Raw genomic sequence first — 19,488 nt, forward strand, 5'->3', positions numbered from 1 at the left:
ATCGCTCTCAATAAAGCGAGGAAAACTTGCGTGTGATCGCTGTCTTAACATCGTATTAAACATAATTAACTAAAAATGGTTCAGGGAATAGAGCATCAAGTCAAGGGTAATTCTATTGTACCGATCGGGGGAAAACTTCCGTATTATTTAGAATTGCAGACAAGTAAGCTATTAGATTTACTAGTTGTAATCTCTAGAAAAAATGACAATGATAAAAACTTAAGAACAAAAATTAACAGGTATTTGTATTCAAAAACTACACCTGGATATTATGTAGAAATTAATGAACATTTACACTTAGCTTATGCAGATCAGCGTGATGGACATGGTACTAAGCACTGGTGGCGATTATTTTTTGATAGTTTTTACAAAGAGCAGGTAGAACAGTTTACTCGTGGAAGTGCCTTGACTGTACCGGGAAAAGATACGCCACATAATGACACTGACTCTGGACGAGAAGTTAAAACTGATGTAAACCCTTTGTATGAATGGGGAGGAATGTACTTTCGATCCAAACCCGAAATCAAAATTGCTGAAGAACTGGATAACAAAGGTGTCTTATTCTTTGCTAATGCGCGGGGTCGAATTGGACGACAAGGTTCTCCTATATCTGATGCAAGCGGTTGGCTTACAGGACGCATTGAAGTTGACTTTTTGGCGTTTTATAAGGGTAAGTGCATGATATTGGAGGTAGATGGTAATCACCATCAAGAATCTTTACAAATAACCAGAGATTATGTGCGAGATAGGGTGCTATTGCGAGAAGGTATTCCTACAGTTAGGTTTGCAGCTAAAGAATGCTTTGAGCAACCTGAAAATGTTGTGATTGAGTTTCTAAATATGTTCTTGGTCTAATTTATGAGTCAATATCCAATAATTTTGATTCCAGTGGGAATTGAGAGAGTCAAATTAGCGCTGCCACCAGCACCTATACCTCCAGATCCACCACAACAACCGGGGACAAAGCCACAGAAACTAAACAACACTTTGATAGCAGTGGAAACAGCAGTTGCTATTCCCATTATCCCTATAGTTTCTCAATTGACATCTATACCAGGATGGTTATTATTCTTAGTAGCAGCAGGAGCGATCGCAGGTCATGTATGGGATCAAATCACCACCTATCCTCAACGCAAGCAAAAGCATGATCATGAGGTTGCAAGCTACCCCAAAAAGCTGAAAGATTATGAAATTAAGAAGCACCAGCATCATGAGGAAATAAAAGCTTCCCAAACTCCTGAACGAGTAGCTGAGTTTCGCTACAAGGTGCTATTGCAAATACTTAGTCAAACTGTACCTCACGATGGTAATGGTAGTGGGGCAAGAAGAGGTGAAGCAGAAGCTTTGTTTGGTAATTATCTTAGTAGATATTTTCCTGGCAAGGTTCATACAGGGCTAACTCTCAAGATTCCTGATTTTGACTATCCATATACTCCAGACTTTGCATATATTAACAAAGAGTTGAATTTGTATATCGATATTGAGATAGATGAACCTTATGTTTATTCCACTGGCGCACCAACTCACTTTGTCGGAGCTTGGAAAGACAGTAAGCGCAACAGATTTTTTTTAGCTAAACAGTGGATTGTGATTCGCTTTAGTGAAGAACAAGTTATTTGTTATCCCCAAAGTTGTTGTAAAACTATCGTTCAAGTCATTGCTCAAGTTACAGAAAATAACTCGATTTTAAATCAGTTTACCAGCTTTACAGACCTGCAACTTATGAAACAATGGACAGAAGTTGAGGCAATAGATATGGCAGCTAAAAGGGTACGAAATAATTATCCTTGTCAAAATAAAGGATTACATGACAATTCGTTCATTGAAACACAGCAACAAATATCTCTTGCATTGAAGCCAAATAGCCGCACTCAGAATCGTGGGGCTGCAAGAGCAAAACATCGCGCTTTAAATTTATCTATTTCGCCAGCAACAAATAACACAACTTTATCTTCATTAGTAAGCTGTCCTTATTGCAGTGCAAAAGTTAAAACTACAAACTTTGAATTACATAAAACAAATAAATGTCCTAAACGACCATTGCTATAAGTGCGATAGTTCCTCTTTATATATTTGAAAATTAAGTAATTCATTACGTATAAAATAAATAAAATTAAACAATTTTGGTTCTTCAGTTGTTTTTTCTTAAACTTGAGATCCGAATATTTTATTATTCCGTAGTAACCACAGAAATATTGATTGAATTAATACCATAAGTAAATATAGTAACTTAAATTTGGCTACACATTGCGTCTTTTTGTCACTCAATGGCAACATAGCAAAAATGCCAGAGTAAATTCATTAGGTTTATACTGGCAGTCAGTAACAAATAATTTACTGCTAGCAGAAACATAAATTTGTGACTGATAACAAACCAACCGATTACGCCGCAATTATCCGTGCCGCCAACCAAACTGTTCCAGAACCTCCTGAATGGCTAAGTGCAGGTAGATATGTTTACTCACCGGAGTATGGAGTTGGGGAGGTAATGGCATTATTGGGCAGACGGTTGATTGTCAAGTTTGTAGAAGAAGTTAAGCCAACCCAATTTGGAGATTGGGAGCAGGCTCTAGCTTTGGGATCAATTAAAGCAAGTAACGCCAACTTAGTTTCTTCCACAAGATTACTTGAAGATAACAACGCCGCAGCCACAACAATTATTGAGCAGATTCAACAAATCCCCCAAGTAGGATTTCAGTCTGTAGCGCAAGAACTGATTGCAAGCATTAGGGCGATAGATATTAAAAATGCTAACCAAGGGATAACTCACCCCTTACCGGGCGATTTACCACCTGCTTTACGTTTAGCGTTAGAGAATAACGGTATCACTCAGATTTATTCTCACCAATTAGAAGCTCTAACAAAGTTACGTGCTGGGTTTGACTTGAGTATCACTACGCCTACAGCAAGCGGGAAGACGCTGTGCTACAACCTGGCTATCCTGGAATCGTGTATTAAGCAACCGCAAACAACAGCATTGTACATTTTTCCGCTTAAAGCGTTAGCCCTAGATCAAATGCGAAAATTGCAGTCGCTTGTCAAGGCAATGCCTAACACTCGTCTTAAACTCGCATTAATGACGGGAGATACACCAGCTACTGAACGGCAGCGTTTTTTTATCCCCAACCCCCCAAACATCTTGGCAGTCAGCCCCGACTTATTGCATTACTATCTCTACAATGTACGCCGTCGAGATGAGGGAGAAGGATGGCGACAATTTTTAAGACAGTTGCGCTACTGTGTAATTGATGAAAGCCATACATATACTGGGGCTTTTGGGGCACACTTTGCGAATCTTATGCGGCGGCTAAGGTTAGCAGTTGATGCGGTTGGTGGTAATTCCCAAAGGCTGCAATTTATTTGTTCTAGTGCCACGATCGGAAATCCTCAAGATATGGCATTGCGGTTTAGCGGCAGAACCCATCAACCCCAAAGATTACACCTGATTGAGGATAGTGGCGCTCCCTATAAAGGACGTACCTTATTATCTCTGGCTCCAAACAATGCAGCTAATGTTGAAGCTACTAAAATAGTGATTTCTTGGTTGCAGCATAACTTGAGTGGAATTGTCTTTTGTAACTCCCGTGCAGCTGTCAAAGGTTTACTTGGGTTAATCCAACGAGAAACACAACGCATTGGATTAGGTTATTTAACCAGCAAGGTAGCAGTTTTCTACAGTTCCTTAACGGGCGATCGCCGTAGTGAGATTATTCAAAAACTCCAAGGTGGACAAATCAAGGTAATTATTTCAACTTCTTCCTTAGAAGCAGGAATTGATTTACCCGAACTAGATTGCTGTCTAATTCGGGGATTTCCAGGTAGCCTAATGTCATTTTGGCAACGAGTTGGTCGAGCCGGACGCAAACAGCACGGGCTAGTAATTTACCTGCCATTAGGACAAAACCCCATTGATGTATACTACGCTCGAAATAATCAAAAGTTGCTATCAGGAGAAGTTGAATCTGCCGCATTTAACCCTGACTATCCAACCATTTTAGGTAAACATTTAGAATGTGGTTGCATTGAAAGTAGTTTAACTTTAGGAGAACTGAATACTCGTTTTGGAAAAACAGCCGGTGCAGTGGCAGATTCTCTTTTACAACAAAACAAAATTTTCTTAAGCGGCAATGGGAAACTTTGGGGAAGAGGTTATCCTCATAAAGAAATTAATATCAGAAGCAGCACTCAAAGGTCAATTTCTCTAATTAACAAGCATACGGGCGAAATTCTAGAAAGTATGTCGCTGCCGTTAGCCCATCGAGAAGTATTTCCCGAAGCCATATATATGGTGCAAGATGAAAGTGGGCAATTAATAGCATACCGTAGTGAAAGCCTAAATTCAGACAAAGGAGAAGCAATACTAACATTTCTAGGCAAAGATACAGATTTATTTACTGAAGCAGAGTCAGAATTAGATATTCAACCACTTTCTACCTTAGCGGAATCTAAAATCATCCCTACTAATATTAAAGATGCACGGTTACGTTTAACTCTTGTTTGGGGAGAAATTACGAATTCTGTTATTGGTTATAGATTGATGAAACGTACCTACGGAATGACCTGTAAAAACCAACGTTGTGCTAATTATAAAAAACCACTTGAAGGAAAAAGCTGTTCATTGTGTAAGCAGGCGCTGAGTGCAGCAGAAGTGACAAAACTTCAAAAAGAAATAGCATTTTCAGAGGCATACGTCACAAAATACCAAGCGCCTTGCGTACTAGTAGAGTTAAATGAGCCGTTACAGAAAGCCCTGCAAATAACTGTCAATAAATACAAACAAGAAATTATGACCGCTAATGGAGGTGAGATTCCAGAACTTTATCAATCCTTGTGGAGTAGCAGTGCTGAAGTCACGGCACTGCATAGTATTCAGCACCAGATAGTTAAAGCTGTGCCTTTGGTAGTTTTATCCTCCAGTTTGGATGTAGATGAATTGGCCATACAAAAAGAAAGCAGAAACATTGGTTACTTTTTTGACACCTGTGAAGGTGGAAATGGGGCAGCAGAAGCTATTTTCTCCGACTTCACAAAATTTGCTGCTGCATCTTATGCTTTAGCAGCTGAATGTGATTGTGAAGCTGGTTGTCCAAGATGCCTACATTCAACGGCTTGTCCACAGCATAATGAGCCATTGCATAAAGATGTAGGTTTGTTTTTGTTAGATGCGATTAGTCAAGCGAAGCTCAATTCTCAAAATCCATCTTGAACTGAGCATTTGAATTAATGGTCTATCAAATTAGGTGCGATGGTGTACACGCTAGCCTTTGGTATCGCCCTCCATCAAATGGGAACCATGTTATGTAATTGCGTTCCTGGGCAACATGAAATTATTGAACTTTCTCAAATCCAAAGCAGTGATTATAGTTTTAGCGATTGCAGTAAACATCACTGTCATTGATATACATTCTTCTAGTTCAAAGCTTCCTATAAGCAAGAGTACAATTACTCAGTCCCAACCACAGATTCAACTTGTTCACACACTGACTGGGCATAAAAAAGTGACTTTTGGTGTTCGAGCAGTTGCGATTAGCTCTTCGGGGCAAACCCTGATTAGTGGAGGTAGAGATGATACGATTAAATTCTGGAATTTACGTACAGGGAAATTGTTGCGTAGTTTAGACGCTCACTCAGATGGTGTTACTTCAATTGCGATTAGTCCAGATGGCAAGAGAATTGTAACTGGTGGGATAACCACCCCAACAATGAAGGTTTGGGATTTACGCACTTTCCTTATGCTAAAGGGCGATAGTGGGCATACCCAACCAGTAGAAACCGTTGCGATTAGTTCAGATGGTAGATTGATTGCTAGTGGCAGTGACGATCGTACAATCAAGCTTTGGGATTTACACACGCTTAAGCTGCTTGATACTATTCCTGCACACTCAGGATTTGTGAGTAAAGTTGCATTTAGCCCTGATATGCAAACCCTTGTGAGTAGTGGGGGTGGCGATGATAATACAATTAGGCTGATTGATTTGCAAACCAAAAAAACACGCCATATTCTCAAAGGGCACAAAACCGGAGTTGATGCTATTGCCATTACTCCAGATAGCAAAAAGCTTGTTACTGGTAGTTTTGGTCAGCTAGTTTCTCGAAATCGTGCGATTAGTACCCTAAAGTTATGGAATCTTCAAAGTGGAAAACTGCTGCATGAGTTTAGTGATAATTTTAATTCAGTTGAATCTCTTGTGATCAGCCCCGATGGAAAAATTCTGATTTGCGGCAATTATGATGGCACTATTAAACTGTGGAGCTTAGAGACTTTAAAAGTATTGCACACATGGAGGGATGGTTCCAGTTCGGTTTTAGGGCTTGCTCTGAGCCGGGATGGTAAAACCCTCGTTAGTAGCAATGAGGATAGCATTATACATATTTGGCAAATTAAATAACTGCATTAGCCCTATTTTTGGCGCACGGGAACTTCTAAAACGAGAAGCTGGTTACAGATACAGAACTTAACTTTAACTATGGGTATTCTCGTTTAAAAAGTACGACTAATTTCAAAGTAAAATTTTCACTAGTTTTTGGAGTTGCTAGGGAAGCACAGAATAAAGGTAGTATCTGAAGATGATGGAATCCCCAAGAAGTTATTACGATGCTGAGTTTGGACAGATTATATTGGAAGATAACTATTGGACTTTAGCACAATGTGCTGTTTTGGGCGATCGCCGTGTACGGATTTGTGTGGATTTTGAACAGGGGCAGATTGGGGAACTTTCATTGCTTCAGCGTGAAGCTATTCGGCAGGCTCTAGCTTTGCCATCCGATGTGTTACGCATCACTGCTCCTCTGGTGCTGCAAAATTATGATGTATATCGTGACATGATTGGAGATGAGTCAATGCCTCTGCTGGCTAATCCCATTCAGGTCTGGGAGCAGGTCACTTTCTCATATATCTATGTGGAGTATGACCTAGATATTGCTACCTTTAAGTGGCTTTGTTGCATGAAACAGAAAAAAGGCACACCAACTCTTAGCAGAGTTAGTAATTATTTTTCCACTTTGTAGCTATCTGGCTTGCCTAACTGAATCATGCGATTAAGTGCAGCACATTGCAGAAATAACTCAACAGCTTGATTGTCAAAAAAGCGTCGTCTTAGCTTACCCCCAAAAATAATTTTTAGTCGAAACATAGCTGTTTCAGACAAAGAACGTCGATGATATCTACTTTCTTGCTTCCATTGCTGGCGACCAATTTGATGTATCCGACGCAAATTTTCATCTCTTTGATGTGGAGGCAGTTCAGAGTTATGAGGCTGTTGAATCTGAGCGTTACTGCGAGGTGGAATCACTGCTTTGGCTTGGCGTTGAGTGATTGTGTCGTAACTTTTGTTTGTGTCATAACCGCCATCACCAGATACTTGTTCAATATTGGAGTCAATCTGCTCCAACAAGTCGGGTAGTACCTCGCAATCAGCTACATCATTAGTAGTCACCACCGCAGCCAAAATCTCTCCGCTTCCTTGATCAACTCCCAGATGCAACTTCCGCCACGTCCGTCGTTTACCTACCCCATGTGTGCGAACTTTCCATTCTCCTTCACCATACACTTTTACCCCAGTTGAATCCACTACAACATGGATTGCGTCATCCTTTGGGATTACGGGCAGTTCCACCGATAAATTGCTCAAACGACGGCATAGGGTGGAGTGATCTGGTACCTTCAACTCAATTCCCATCAAGATAAACAGTGATTCTAGAAATCCTTCCGTCTGCCGCCCTGCTAAGTTAAATACCGATTGTACAGTTCCCATCGTAGCGATCGCCACGTCACTGTAATAGTTGGAGGCTCCTTTCCGTCCTGTTTTCTTTTCGTTGCGCCACTGTTCGATTACTTCTTCACTCACCCAGAAAGTCAGGCTCCCTCGCTGCTTGAGCGCCGCATCATATTCCTGCCAGTTACGGACTCTGTAGTTAGTTTTGGCTTTCGTCTTCATAGTCCAACTAAGAAACTAGGAGGGGATTAGTAGAGGTAGGAAGGAATAAGTAAAATTTACCATTTTTCTCTATTCATGCAACAACGCCCCTTTAAGTTGATAGCTGAGTGTGACTGGGAGCCAGAACACGGCTTAGAAGTATGCTTTCGCAATGGAGTAGCAGACGATGTAGATCAGATAGGTGAAACAGGACGGTAAAGACTATATAGCTTGGCAACAAGCCGTGGTGAATTGAAGCATAGCGCTTATATACTGCGATCGCTGCCAGAGGAACGAAATATCGATTGCCTATTGAACGTTTCCTGGCTGTTTTGTAGTACCTATGGATAGATATCCTATCTCTTTTGACTGAATATGAAAGTGGATTTATCTAACCGAAAGTGCAACAGTTACAACAGTCAAACATTTAGGGAAACGAAATGGTAATGATCTATCGCGCCAAATCAACACAGTAATAGTCGTTGTGCATTGTTAATTTTCGCGTGTTGCTAAAAAATTATTCCATTTCCCCTTTATGAATAAGAGGTAATAATGCTAGATTTCGTTTACTTGCAATGTTTCAGGGTGATTTATGAACAAAGGCGAACTAGTGGATACTGTAGCAGCAAAGACCAACATCACAAAAAAGCAAGCTGATGAAGTCATTAGTGCTTTTTTGTCAGTTGTTACCGAGGCTGTAGCTGACGGGGAGAAGGTAACGCTGATTGGGTTTGGGTCATTCGAGCGACGCGAACGCTCAGAACGCGAAGGGCGAAATCCAAAAACCAATGAGCCAATGACTATCCCAGCGACCAAAGTGCCTGCGTTTTCTGCTGGGAAACAGTTTAGAGAAAAAGTAGCGCCATAGATGAATTGCTTTACCACTGACAATCCAATCACTGCAAAGCTGTAGCGCTCGCTCTTATAAAGACAGAGTATGGGTATGGCAATGTTAGGGGAAACGTGAATGTTGAATTGCAGATGTAAAAAAAAACGCGATCGCTTGCTGTTGCGTCCACAGCACAAAAGAGCAGCCTAAAGTTAACTAACAATTTGGGTTATCAAGCTAAATAGCACGCATAGCGAGAAAGCCGATGGTCACTGGGTACATTTCTTGTACAAAGCCCAGCATCGGCGAAATGGTTTTGTACTGGTATGCCAGTGTTTTGAGAACCAATCTTAGCCCGGTTGATAGCATCTACAAAACGTTTCCACTTTTTATAGCCCAGTAGTTACATTAACTCTCTTGCTAGCCAATATTCTTCTCCTTGGTTAGCAACATGACGAATACCGTCAAAAGGGGTACTGTTGTTTGACCCGTTAAAATTCAAGAAGTTAGACATAACTATCCCTTTTGTAATGGTGTAGTTAAGGCGATCGCGTGCTTGACGGCTGGCGATCGCTTTTTGCTTTAACCCAAACTAGTCAGAATATAACAGTTATATTATGATAAAGTCAAGTGAGACTTGCCGAGAACTCATTATGGTAGAATTAGACGTTATTGCCAGCATTAATTGGAATGCAGCTTATGGAGAACGCTTAAGAGAAATGCGTGGCAAAGTCTCCATGCAACAATTAGCCGATGAAGTCACTCAAAAATTTAACTATCCAGTGACAAAGCAATATATAGCGATGATAGAACGTCCTTTTGGAGATAAAGCCTCAAAGACTGTCTCCTTCCAACTGCTTCGATATATATGTAATATTCTGGGTGAAGATGTGCAAGACATTTTTGGTTCACCTAAAATCATCCAAAAGTCATACCCTATCAAGACAAGTGACCCTTGACAAAATGACAAGTCATACTTTACTATAGATTATATAAGGGAGGAAACGAGCGGTTGCCTCCCAGCTAAATATAGAATCGCTCACCACAACCCCAAATTTGATTAACACAAAACATAGATTTGAGAAACAAGAACCCCCCGTCGTATAGCACAAGGTACGCCAGGTAAAGTCGGCTGGGGGAGATACTCAAGATCACTCAATAAATCTACTCATACTGCAATTAGGACAGCAACCGCGCACGCAATACCTTCTTTACAGCCTTGTGCTGTGGATTCTTACGAGACAATAACTGGAATTTAAAAATATGAGGCTACGCCAAAGCAATTTGAGAGCGTTGCGGTAAACCACAACGTTGTTCACGCAAAACAAAAGGCGATCGCAAACTTTGCACCGTGAGCGATCGCCTTTTTACCCCAAACAAGAGGTATTTCTAATGATTACACAACTTTCAGCCCCTACGCTAACAAAAGATCCGTTAACCACACGCGATCGCCAAATCATTGCAACCATTGTGAATCAGTCGGACTATTCAAAAGAGTGCAAGCCCGAAGATGTAGTGACTATCTGGATAAACTCGGATGATATCGTGTGGGTAAAAATGACCCACGGTTATGCTCGATACCACAAACAATCATTCAAACGCGCTGTTGCAGAGGTAAAAGCGAGTCTTTCTGCTCCAGTAGAGTGCAATCACAAGGAAGAAAGGGAATTAAAACAAGCTTCTGAGAAAATTGGCTTGTTAGGTGATTGTGACTGGTTATCGTTGAGCGTCCAATACCATTCTGATAAAGTAATCGGTCATGCTGGTTGTTATATCTCTCACAAGGCTCGAATATTAACCCCACCGGCTGAATGGGACTTCACCCTGCCGAAATGGAATATGCCTGCTGCCATCTGTCCAGACTGCGAAGGTCATGGGTGCGGTAATTGTTCGTATCGCGGGACTCGTGCAGAAGACTTGTGCGAACCAGTAGACGGCTACCGACTGACTTATGTAGGGCGCACTGACCTCCAGACGGCTCACAATGTATATCTAGATGGTGAATTCTTGGGAATTGTCTTCAAGGTCAGAAACGTTGATGAAGTCTGGGAAAACGACCCTAAAACTTACTATTGGCGGTGTGGGGATGGAGTGCAGCATTGGAGTGTGAAAGAGGCTGTAGAAGAACTGTCCAGGGCAACTACTCCGATTGAACTGCCGCAAGTTCGTAGGGAGTTGGTAGCAGCGTAAGTGAAATGGTGGAAGAGAATTTTCTTCCACCACTGTTTTAAAATCAGTGCCACTCAGAATTAGAGCTTCGCTTATTTTTTGCGAAAACTAACATTAAAGAAAGGCAAGCAGCTACTATGACAGCTTTTGACTTTGATTCTGCTGAACATAAAGCCTACGAAAAGACCCCAGCAGCCAAAAGTATTCCTTCACCCGCAGGCATTTGGATTGCTTACGAAAATCAACAATTAGCAGGATGGTACGAAAATAAAGAACTAGTTGGTGGGAAAGAGTATAAAGTTCTTACTAACAAGTTGGACGAAAATGATGAAAAGATAGGCATTCCTGGCGCTCTCTACAGACAACCACGAATACTTGTGATTGGGCGATCGCCTCTGCTATATGGAAACGATAGAAAGGTGATTGGAGTTTGGCGTAGCAGTGATGGTTTGGACAAGAACGCCTACAAATTCGGTAGGCGGTATATGGTGATTTTCGTCGATGCCCAAAATCTACCTCTTCATATCGCACCAATACAAATAACTGCTTGGGGAGTGTTTCAAGTGTCATTTGATCAACAACTAATGGCATTCCGTGAAACCTGCGAACAAGCTTATGCAAGTTTTCAAGGCAAACATCACCAACCGAAGAATTTACTTTGGCATTCGATGTGGGTATTTTGTCCCATATTGAAAACAGAGAAACGTGAGAAAGGGGGGCAAACTTCCAACGCCTGTGTATGTAGCGGATACGAAAAGCCAACTGCGCTCAACTGGGAAAGTTATTGTATTGGCAAGAAACCAATAGCTCAAGAAATTGCCCTTGTGCATGATTCTATCAGCGATTGGTGGAAAAAAGGATTGCCTAACAATAACTTACCAAAGCATACGTCTCATGCACTTGATCGCAATCAATTGATGATGGAGTCACAACGATTGATTGAAGCTTTAGGTTGGGGTGAGGAAAAGGGCAAACAGTTTCTCATAGAGAACTATGGTAAAAAAGGAAGGCAGTCACTAACTAACGAAGAATTTGCTAACTTCGTCAACAAATTGCAGTCTATGCAAGCAAATTATGACGATGAAGTTGGTTACTGGGAAGATGTGCCTTCTTAATAGCCAAATACTTGTTGAGGTGATTGCAGCAATTCTGTTCGCTTTTATGCTTCCCTACTTTAAGGTAAATAGGGAAGCATATTTGATCAGTTCTCAAGTCTGATCTACAGCTAACAAAGAAAAGGAAAGGGAAAAGTTTTTCTTGTAAGAATGACTGAATAATTCTTTAATTCCTTTCCCCATCTTTTGATTGGGCTGTATTTCAATCATTTAAAATACCCCATGACAATAACAATCGTTCACCCCAGTATCGAAAACTTACAGCAGTTTTCTGACTCGTTCGACATTGAGAAATTATTGCAATCTGAAGGAATTCTGCCGTGGCTTCTAGCAAATGGTTGGAATTACGACGATCAATCGAGTTTGATTGCAAATATTATCGATGAGTCAACAAGTCTTGATGAAGTTTGGGAATCAGACGAGTTTGATTTTAATTCTCTGCCTGATGAATCAAAGGAAAAATTGAATCAGATTATGCGTGAAAAACTCCCCAGTTAGATTTAATCAGTTTGACTGGAGAGAAAAATCGATTCCACTAAAGATTATCACACACTCTACTTCAATACTAATCAGATGGAAACAAATTTGATTAAAGTGTATGACGCGACACTGTTAAGCTCCTCAAAAGTTTACCAAATCAACGGTACACTTTCCCGATATTTGGGTGATGAAGGTACTATACAACATCCACAGTATCTATTTTTACCTCTGCCAAATCAAAGAAAAAAAGCCAGCTTTCGACTAAACCGAAACAAACTCATGACTCGCTGTTATGAAGTTGAAGGCATGGTTTATGAGAAGCCTGCGGTACAGGATAATTCACAGCAACTTCAGCTATTTTGAGTTATGTCAATACATAAACCACCAGTCATTAAAAGGCATATTCGGCTACAAAATAGCTCTAAAAAAGTAATCTATAGGGCTACTACAGACATTCGCTCTCTTGAGAAATCACCACAAAGAAAGCTTCGCTTAATCGAAAGTGAAAAATAATGATTGAGGTCAATAATCATGGTACAAGCAATCGACAACCCTATCGCTGTGAATTTCCTAACTGATGCAGTAGTCGAGCGCCACAATTTCTCGCAATTAAATAAAACTCGCATCCGCTTTCGTATCCAGTTAAAGAAAAGTACAAAATCTGCTGCTCCTAAATGGGCAGATGTCTTAAAAGCTGAAGTCTCTGAAATTGAATCAGACCTCGTGAAAGTTACAAATTCTGAAGTCGGTTTGCGAGGTATCAAGGTATTTAAAAAGCTTGATGAAGCTGCTGCCCAATTGCGTCAAGAGATTGCTTCAGTTCAAGAATGGATGTCTGCTGATACTGGTGATTGGGTTTGTCCGATTGATTTAGCTCCCCTGGTATGGAATCAGCTAATCAATATCAGAGATAATATCGCCCCTGGTTTACGCAATCAATTGAAAGCTGATTACGAAGCGGGACTTCTTGATTATCAAGAGCGGATTGATCAGTTCCTCTCGCTTAACACCTGGGAATTAGCACAGGATAAGCAAGAATCTGTAAAAGCTAACTTGTTAAGAGCATTTCCGACTCTGACCGATCTCGAAGACTATTTGCAGGTCGTCATTGGTCGTCCGGTGATTATCCCGGCATTGTCCGAACAACTGAACCAGCAGCAAGCCGAATGCCTTGACCAGATTACACGATTTATCCAACAGTATGACCAAAATCTGGAGCAAAGGCTACGGGAATCTGCGATCGCTGGCGGTGAACAACTAGCCGCGCAGTTGCTTGAAGAATTAAGCGACTGGGAGCCAGGACGTAAGCCAATCCAGTTTAAAAAGAAGATGCAACGCCATCTTATGAAGGTTCAGGTACTACTAGCGAATGCTGACCCAGAGGCAGGCAGTAGCTTGGAGGCGATGATGACGCATCTAGATTCTATCGTTAGTGATCCGGCGATTGAGTCGAAGAATCTGGGTTCTGATACGCGCAGTCAATTGCAGCAAAAGATGGAAGAGATTCGCACCAAGTTGTTAGATGAACAACGCAATCTACAATCACTTGCGACTGACGACGTGGGCTTATCGAAGGCTACAGTTGCCGCATTTAGGTTCAGGTAAAAAACAGTCTTGGGCGGGTGCATTCGCTCAAGACTCGACCAACGTATTAAACGCGCAGTTTCCACAATAACCCAAAAGGGATATCGCACTTCTACTATCTCTCAAACCAATTTGAAAGTCTTGGAGCTAAAAGTGTCACATTTCTCAACAGTCAAAACCAAATTAAGCAATCACGAGTGTTTGGTGCAAGCTCTCACGGATCTAAACCTATCACCGCAAGTTCATGAAGAAGCGCAGCCACTAAAAGGATACTACGGTGGCTCTCAAGGACAAAGCGCTGAAATTATCGTATCTGGTCGCACCATAAAAGCCCGTGCAGACATCGGGTTCAAATGGAATCAGTCAAGTGGTGTGTACGATGTAATACACGACAGTTACGAAACAGTTCCGAAGTTGGGACAAGACTTTTTCAGTAATAAACTAATGCTGGCTTATGGTAAGCATTTGGTTCGTACTAAGGCTGCTGAGTTACAAGAGCAGTTTGGTGAATGTGCGATCGCTGAATCAACCAACGGCACCGTGCAAACCCTACGGCTGACTTTTGCCGGACATCAGGAAGTTAAACAATTTGCACGGAGATAAATTATGGAACGCTCAATATTGATTCATTTTGACAGCGCTACAGGTGAAGTTCGCGTGGAGGCAGAGGGGTTTGAGGGAGTGAGTTGTTTATCGGCTACGCAACCATTTGAAGAAGCACTTGGAGTTGTGGGCGATCGCACGTTTAAAGATGAAGCTCAAACCCAACAACTTCGGACTACCCTAAGCAGTCAAACACGTTTGCACCAGTAATCAGTCATCAGTTACCAGTTTTAACTCGGCTGGTAACTGCTGATCATAAAGGCTTCGCCATTTCACAAATGAAATATTTGAATAATTGACATGAAACTCTCAAATCTTCTCTCCACGTTCGATTCACAAATTCCCATCGCAGCACTTGATGTCCTATCTCCTGATGAAGCGACGATTATTCAGTGGCTGACTGCTGAAGCTAACAATAAGCTTTCAAGTCCTGTGTTCTTCTGGAATCTGGGAGTATCAACTTTGGAGCAATGTTTAATTGCAGCAGATGGGGGATTGGTGTTTAAGCCAGTCGCAGAGTACAAAAGACCTCCACAGGCTGATCCATTGTTATACGTGTTTGATTACATTGCTAACTTTAGTGGTCATGGTGTATTTATCCTCGGAGATATTCACCCCTTTATTGCTAAAAACTCACCCCAATTGAGTTGGGAGATTTTAAGCAAGGTAAAAAACCTTTACCACAGGTTAAAACCCACAGATAAACGCATTGTCTTGTTGGGTCAGAGTATACAATTACACGAATCACTAGTCAGATTGATTCCTTATTGTGAAGTTCCTTTACCTAGTATTGACCAAATACTACTTCATCTCAATTCTTATTTGCATGACCTACAACAGTCAGCTATTGAACAGGAATTGACTTTTACTGTTACGCTCGAAAATGCTGAATTAGAAACTCTTTCTCGTGCAGCACTGGGTTTAACCTTAGAAGAAATTAGTGATTTCCTTCGGTTAACAGTCAAAGAAAACTTAACTAATGATGGTGTTACCGTTGACACTGATTTTATCCCCAAAGCCGTTGAGTACAAAACTCGGCTACTGTCTCAAATGGGTATCGAGTTGGGTAAACCTGCGACAATCGCATTCGGCGGTTTGGATCTACTGCGTGATTGGTTGAATCGGCGGCGGCGGCTTTTCACACAAGAGGCACGAAGTCTTAGCTTACCCCAACCCAAAGGGGTGTTACTAGCTGGCCCACCCGGAACGGGTAAAAGTCACTGCGCCAAAAATATCGCTAGTATACTCAATTTGCCACTTCTACAACTAGACATTGCTTCCCTTTTGGGTAGTCTGGTAGGTGAATCTGAGGGGAATGTCAGACGTGCTTTGAAAACTGCCGAAGCTATTGCCCCGTGCATATTGTGGGTGGACGAAATTGAGAAAGCACTTTCGGGAACTGGTGACACGAGTGGAGTTTCACAGAGGATTCTGGGCAATATCCTTACATTCATGTCCGAATCACAGTGCGGTGTGTTTGTCGTGGCAACTTGCAATGACCCCTCTGCACTACCGTCTGAACTCAAGAGAAAGGGAAGATTTGACGAAAATTTCTTTGTTGATCTGCCCACAGAACCTGAGCGTGTACAGATTCTGGGGATTCATCTACAACGTTTTGGCATTCACTTGGAATCGGAGTACCTCGAAGCGATCGCAGCTTCGACCGCGAAATTCTCCGGTGCTGAATTGGAGACGCTAGCATCTGAAGCTGCTTTGTTGGCATTTGATGAGGATAGACCACAACAGGTAACGCTTGCTGACCTGGAAACCTGCCGTCAAACCATTACCCCGCTTGCGATTCAGGACGCTGCGGCAGTCGAACGAATGCAGGCTTGGGCATCCACCGCACGACGGGCTAGTAGTGCTGTGGTTGCGGCGAAAACTCAATCTTTGCGTGCTGCTAAGTTTCGGAATATGAACTGATGAGAAAGCGATTGCCTCCTGATTCTATGGGGGCGATCGCTTTTTCAAATCCAACAATCAGTTAAAGAGAAGGTGAAAAAAAGATGACAACAGATTTAGTGACTTACTACGGACAAACTGAACGAATTAACCAATTTGTTCAAAATTATGGAGTTTATCTCGAAAAACTGGATAGAGAAACTAAGCTTTTGCTGCGTACAACTTTGTCCCAATATGTTTTTATGCAGCGAATATGTAGTCCTGAAGATTATTCTCTAACAGAAGCTTTGACAGATGGACATTTTGAAAGATTTCTTTGGAATGGTATTCCAGAGGTTTTAAAAAATATCTGCTTACAGTTGAAGGGACTAACAGCAGACGAAGCAGAAACGATACTTGAAGCTTTACAGCATCAAATTCGATGGGGCAACGCCCGCCAAGTGGTGAGTTGACAGGGTAAGAAACATGGAAACCTATTTAGTCTTTGTAGACGCAATTCATAACAGCAACAAGTTCTGGAGCGCAAAAGTTGAAGATGGTAATTTAACAGTGCAGTGGGGCAGAGTCGGTTATAAGGCGCAAACCAAAGTCCACACATTAGGCAATCATCAGAGAGCGGTAAGTAAATTCAACAATCTAGTAGCCGAAAAGATGATGAAAGGCTACAGAAGAAGTCAGTCACAAATCGACAGTAATTGTGAAGTTTCTGAAATCAACAGAGCGATTGAATTACTAGAGATTATCCGTCCTTATGTAGAGCAGAGAAATTTTTCAGTTGCTTATATCAATGCCCTAAATCAATATCTTTTGATTGTCCCAACACCTTTGGGTATGCAAATTGAACCATACAGAGTATATCGCTCAGTAGAAGATGTTGATTATCAAATGGGATTGCTTAATTCTTTGTTAACCACACCCGCACCACAAGTCGCTGCGGTGGCTGTTGGTCATGCCTCTGAAGCGACAGCAGAACCCAAGGTAGTCAGTCTCAAGACTATCAGTAAGAACTTCTGGCGACATTTGTAATTTGAGAAGCGTCACTTTGTAAGAGATGCCAAATAGCTACACTTCATTTTGGAATATTGTTTGAGTAAATTATGGAAATCAAGACTATTGCTGTAACTTACACGCGTAAGTTCAATTTAGGTGACTACGAATCTTTAGAGTTAACTTGCTCACTATGGGGACAAATTGACCCAAAATAAGAAGATGCACAAGGGACGACACAATTTCTATTTCAACAAGCAAAGGATTCAGTTAAGGAAGCTGCAATTCCAGTAATTAAAGCTTCTAATCATCAAATGAATAAAGCCAAAATGTACAAGCACTCTGCAACAAATCAATTTGACGATCTTGATAATTTCTAATAACTGAAATTCACCTTTTAAATTCAACAACACTTTAGTCAAGCATTAATACTGCTTGGCTATTTTTTTCTGCCATCGCTTTGCTTCCTACAAACCACAACAGGAAAGACATCATGCCTAAAAAAGCTAACCTAGTCCCAAAAGACCATTCCCAGTTATGCCTTCAGTACCTAAGTCGTTGCGGTGGCAGCGCTCGGTTATGCACCATAAATTTTAGTCTTAGTGTGATTCAAACCTTGGTCAATCAAAGAAGGGTAAAGATTACGAATACAGGTGCAGGATTTTTTGTGGAGTTAGACGAAGCAAAATGAAAACCCATAAAGTAACTCATCAATCATCTTTGCCTTCAAACACTCGTAATAAATTAGTTCTTCGCCGGACTCGAAAAAGATTTAACCCCAGGATTTTGATTGACCGAACCATAGAAACAACTGCAATCGCCTCTCTGCTTTTAACTGGGTTTTTAGGAGTTGGAGCAATGGCTTGTTGGGGGCTGGAGATTATCGAGACTAATAATCCCAACATAATTATCTCTGGTTGGGAGTACCAGAAAAACAGAAGTCTTGGAGCTATGTTGGTCAGTTTTTCTGCATTCTTAGGCAGTTCTTTAGTCGGAGCAAGTTTTAGTATTCACCAGGATAAATTTTAGGGAGAGAAACAATAATGGAAATCAGATTAACCACAGCAGAGATTCGGACTATATTACAGGGTTGTCAATATACATTGCAGCTTGTGGGGAGTAGTAAGGATTATCGCAGGCTTCAGTCGTCCGAGTACTTTTCTACATCAAATGATGTGGTATTAAACGATGCTTTCAATGTTTTAGGAGAAATAGTGAACGCAATTGATGACGTGGAGCAGATGATCAAACAACAAACAGGAAAAGTTTAGAAATCAAGCAGAGATTTTTCAACACCAGAGGGCTATTCCCCACCACAAACTAACCCGATAGTAGGAGCGATCGCAGTATGGTACAAAACATTGGTATTAGACCAATGCATCCAAGAGAATTCAAAATAATTCACAATGCTTCTATATACCTGATGCATAGGCTTAGTGATTATCCTGAAGAAACAATAAGTCATTGGTTAGCTGACGAAAGTAGTACAAGGTATCAACAGCCAAAACCACAAGTACTTAATCATTTTGGAGCTATCCATAAATTATTATCAGGTACTTAGCGTCAGCCTGACGCTAAGTCATCAGAAAAACCCTACTCACCAGCCGGTAGGGTTTTTATTATTAGTATTAGCAGTACCGGAATTCAATCGGAACTCAACCGGAATTCAATCGGAACTCAGTCGGAACTCAATCGGAACTCTAGGAGCCGAAACCATTGCTAATTCAGGGAAGCTGTGTAGTTGAACAATTGTTAACACGAGAGGAGGCAGCCAAACAATTGGAGCCATCAGTTGGAATTAGACAGTTCCAAAAGTATTTAGACTTAGCTTCTTTGTACTTGCCAGAATTTAAAGATTTTCGGGACGAAGATAATGGAGGGTGTGCGATTCGTTACTTAGTGA

24 protein-coding genes are annotated in these 19,488 nt (G+C 41.3%); 23 read left to right on the forward strand and 1 reads right to left on the reverse strand.

The window, feature by feature from the left end; genetic code table 11:
- Positions 1 to 75 precede the first annotated feature (75 nt).
- The 5 genes from RRG12_RS34560 to RRG12_RS34580 all read left to right on the forward strand — a co-directional run bounded on the left by RRG12_RS34560 (position 76) and on the right by RRG12_RS34580 (position 7,008).
- A complete protein-coding gene (locus RRG12_RS34560) occupies positions 76 to 855 on the forward strand; it encodes a DUF559 domain-containing protein (protein ID WP_420762325.1) in 780 nt (259 codons plus the stop codon).
- Positions 856 to 858: 3 nt separating this feature from the next.
- Positions 859 to 2,049 carry a hypothetical protein gene (locus tag RRG12_RS34565; RefSeq protein WP_420762326.1) on the forward strand — a complete coding sequence of 397 codons (1,191 nt, stop codon included), beginning with the start codon at positions 859 to 861 and terminating at the stop codon, positions 2,047 to 2,049.
- Positions 2,050 to 2,359: 310 nt separating this feature from the next.
- Positions 2,360 to 5,206 carry a DEAD/DEAH box helicase gene (locus tag RRG12_RS34570; protein ID WP_420762327.1) on the forward strand — a complete coding sequence of 949 codons (2,847 nt, stop codon included), beginning with the start codon at positions 2,360 to 2,362 and terminating at the stop codon, positions 5,204 to 5,206.
- A 148-nt stretch (positions 5,207 to 5,354) separates the two neighbouring features.
- Positions 5,355 to 6,389, forward strand: a complete 1,035-nt coding sequence (locus RRG12_RS34575; protein WP_420762328.1) for a WD40 repeat domain-containing protein — start codon at positions 5,355 to 5,357, stop codon at positions 6,387 to 6,389.
- Positions 6,390 to 6,567: 178 nt separating this feature from the next.
- Entirely contained in the window at positions 6,568 to 7,008 is a 441-nt protein-coding gene (locus RRG12_RS34580) for a DUF6985 domain-containing protein (protein WP_420762329.1), read from the forward strand.
- On the opposite strand, the gene RRG12_RS34585 is transcribed toward RRG12_RS34580, so the two are convergent.
- Positions 6,990 to 7,937, reverse strand: coding sequence for an IS5 family transposase (locus RRG12_RS34585; RefSeq protein ID WP_420758163.1), 948 nt, complete (start codon positions 7,935 to 7,937; stop codon positions 6,990 to 6,992). The two genes, RRG12_RS34580 and RRG12_RS34585, sit on opposite strands and share 19 nt — an antisense overlap.
- Positions 7,938 to 8,012: 75 nt before the next feature.
- On the opposite strand from RRG12_RS34585, the gene RRG12_RS34590 reads away from it, so the two are divergent.
- From RRG12_RS34590 to RRG12_RS34675, 18 genes are all read left to right on the forward strand, one after another.
- Positions 8,013 to 8,135, forward strand: coding sequence for a DUF6985 domain-containing protein (locus tag RRG12_RS34590; RefSeq protein WP_420762330.1), 123 nt, complete (start codon positions 8,013 to 8,015; stop codon positions 8,133 to 8,135).
- A 373-nt stretch (positions 8,136 to 8,508) separates the two neighbouring features.
- Positions 8,509 to 8,784, forward strand: a complete 276-nt coding sequence (locus RRG12_RS34595; protein ID WP_420762331.1) for an HU family DNA-binding protein — start codon at positions 8,509 to 8,511, stop codon at positions 8,782 to 8,784.
- A 614-nt stretch (positions 8,785 to 9,398) separates the two neighbouring features.
- Positions 9,399 to 9,704 carry a helix-turn-helix transcriptional regulator gene (locus RRG12_RS34600; RefSeq protein WP_420762332.1) on the forward strand — a complete coding sequence of 102 codons (306 nt, stop codon included), beginning with the start codon at positions 9,399 to 9,401 and terminating at the stop codon, positions 9,702 to 9,704.
- 433 nt (positions 9,705 to 10,137) lie between these two features.
- Positions 10,138 to 10,935, forward strand: a complete 798-nt coding sequence (locus tag RRG12_RS34605) for a hypothetical protein (RefSeq protein WP_420762333.1) — start codon at positions 10,138 to 10,140, stop codon at positions 10,933 to 10,935.
- 116 nt (positions 10,936 to 11,051) lie between these two features.
- Positions 11,052 to 12,029 carry a DUF5895 domain-containing protein gene (locus RRG12_RS34610; protein ID WP_420762334.1) on the forward strand — a complete coding sequence of 326 codons (978 nt, stop codon included), beginning with the start codon at positions 11,052 to 11,054 and terminating at the stop codon, positions 12,027 to 12,029.
- Between the two features lie 222 nt (positions 12,030 to 12,251).
- The gene (locus tag RRG12_RS34615; protein WP_420762335.1) at positions 12,252 to 12,527 is read left to right on the forward strand and encodes a hypothetical protein; all 276 of its coding nucleotides are present in this window, start codon (positions 12,252 to 12,254) and stop codon (positions 12,525 to 12,527) included.
- Positions 12,528 to 12,602: 75 nt separating this feature from the next.
- A complete protein-coding gene (locus RRG12_RS34620; RefSeq protein WP_420762336.1) occupies positions 12,603 to 12,872 on the forward strand; it encodes a hypothetical protein in 270 nt (89 codons plus the stop codon).
- A 168-nt stretch (positions 12,873 to 13,040) separates the two neighbouring features.
- The gene (locus RRG12_RS34625) at positions 13,041 to 14,114 is read left to right on the forward strand and encodes a hypothetical protein (protein WP_420762337.1); all 1,074 of its coding nucleotides are present in this window, start codon (positions 13,041 to 13,043) and stop codon (positions 14,112 to 14,114) included.
- A 132-nt stretch (positions 14,115 to 14,246) separates the two neighbouring features.
- The gene (locus RRG12_RS34630) at positions 14,247 to 14,696 is read left to right on the forward strand and encodes a DUF1257 domain-containing protein (RefSeq protein ID WP_420762338.1); all 450 of its coding nucleotides are present in this window, start codon (positions 14,247 to 14,249) and stop codon (positions 14,694 to 14,696) included.
- Between the two features lie 3 nt (positions 14,697 to 14,699).
- Positions 14,700 to 14,906: a DUF2997 domain-containing protein gene (locus tag RRG12_RS34635; protein ID WP_190938532.1), complete on the forward strand. Its 207-nt coding sequence runs from the start codon at positions 14,700 to 14,702 to the stop codon at positions 14,904 to 14,906.
- Between the two features lie 90 nt (positions 14,907 to 14,996).
- Positions 14,997 to 16,619, forward strand: a complete 1,623-nt coding sequence (locus tag RRG12_RS34640; RefSeq protein WP_420762339.1) for an AAA family ATPase — start codon at positions 14,997 to 14,999, stop codon at positions 16,617 to 16,619.
- Between the two features lie 83 nt (positions 16,620 to 16,702).
- Positions 16,703 to 17,050, forward strand: coding sequence for a hypothetical protein (locus tag RRG12_RS34645; protein ID WP_181927380.1), 348 nt, complete (start codon positions 16,703 to 16,705; stop codon positions 17,048 to 17,050).
- 13 nt (positions 17,051 to 17,063) lie between these two features.
- Positions 17,064 to 17,624, forward strand: coding sequence for a WGR domain-containing protein (locus RRG12_RS34650; RefSeq protein ID WP_420762340.1), 561 nt, complete (start codon positions 17,064 to 17,066; stop codon positions 17,622 to 17,624).
- 454 nt (positions 17,625 to 18,078) lie between these two features.
- Positions 18,079 to 18,276: a hypothetical protein gene (locus RRG12_RS34655; RefSeq protein WP_420762341.1), complete on the forward strand. Its 198-nt coding sequence runs from the start codon at positions 18,079 to 18,081 to the stop codon at positions 18,274 to 18,276.
- Positions 18,273 to 18,614: a hypothetical protein gene (locus RRG12_RS34660; protein ID WP_420762342.1), complete on the forward strand. Its 342-nt coding sequence runs from the start codon at positions 18,273 to 18,275 to the stop codon at positions 18,612 to 18,614. Before RRG12_RS34655 ends, RRG12_RS34660 begins: the two co-directional genes overlap by 4 nt.
- A gap of 14 nt (positions 18,615 to 18,628) precedes the next feature.
- Positions 18,629 to 18,856, forward strand: a complete 228-nt coding sequence (locus RRG12_RS34665) for a hypothetical protein (RefSeq protein WP_420762343.1) — start codon at positions 18,629 to 18,631, stop codon at positions 18,854 to 18,856.
- Positions 18,857 to 18,933: 77 nt separating this feature from the next.
- Positions 18,934 to 19,146 (forward strand): hypothetical protein, encoded by a 213-nt coding sequence (locus RRG12_RS34670; protein ID WP_420762344.1) that lies wholly within the window; start codon positions 18,934 to 18,936, stop codon positions 19,144 to 19,146.
- A 155-nt stretch (positions 19,147 to 19,301) separates the two neighbouring features.
- On the forward strand, positions 19,302 to 19,488 hold a 187-nt coding region (locus tag RRG12_RS34675; RefSeq protein WP_420762345.1), incomplete at its 3' end, for a hypothetical protein.

It is taken from the genome of Nostoc sp. CALU 546, from assembly GCF_048836525.1.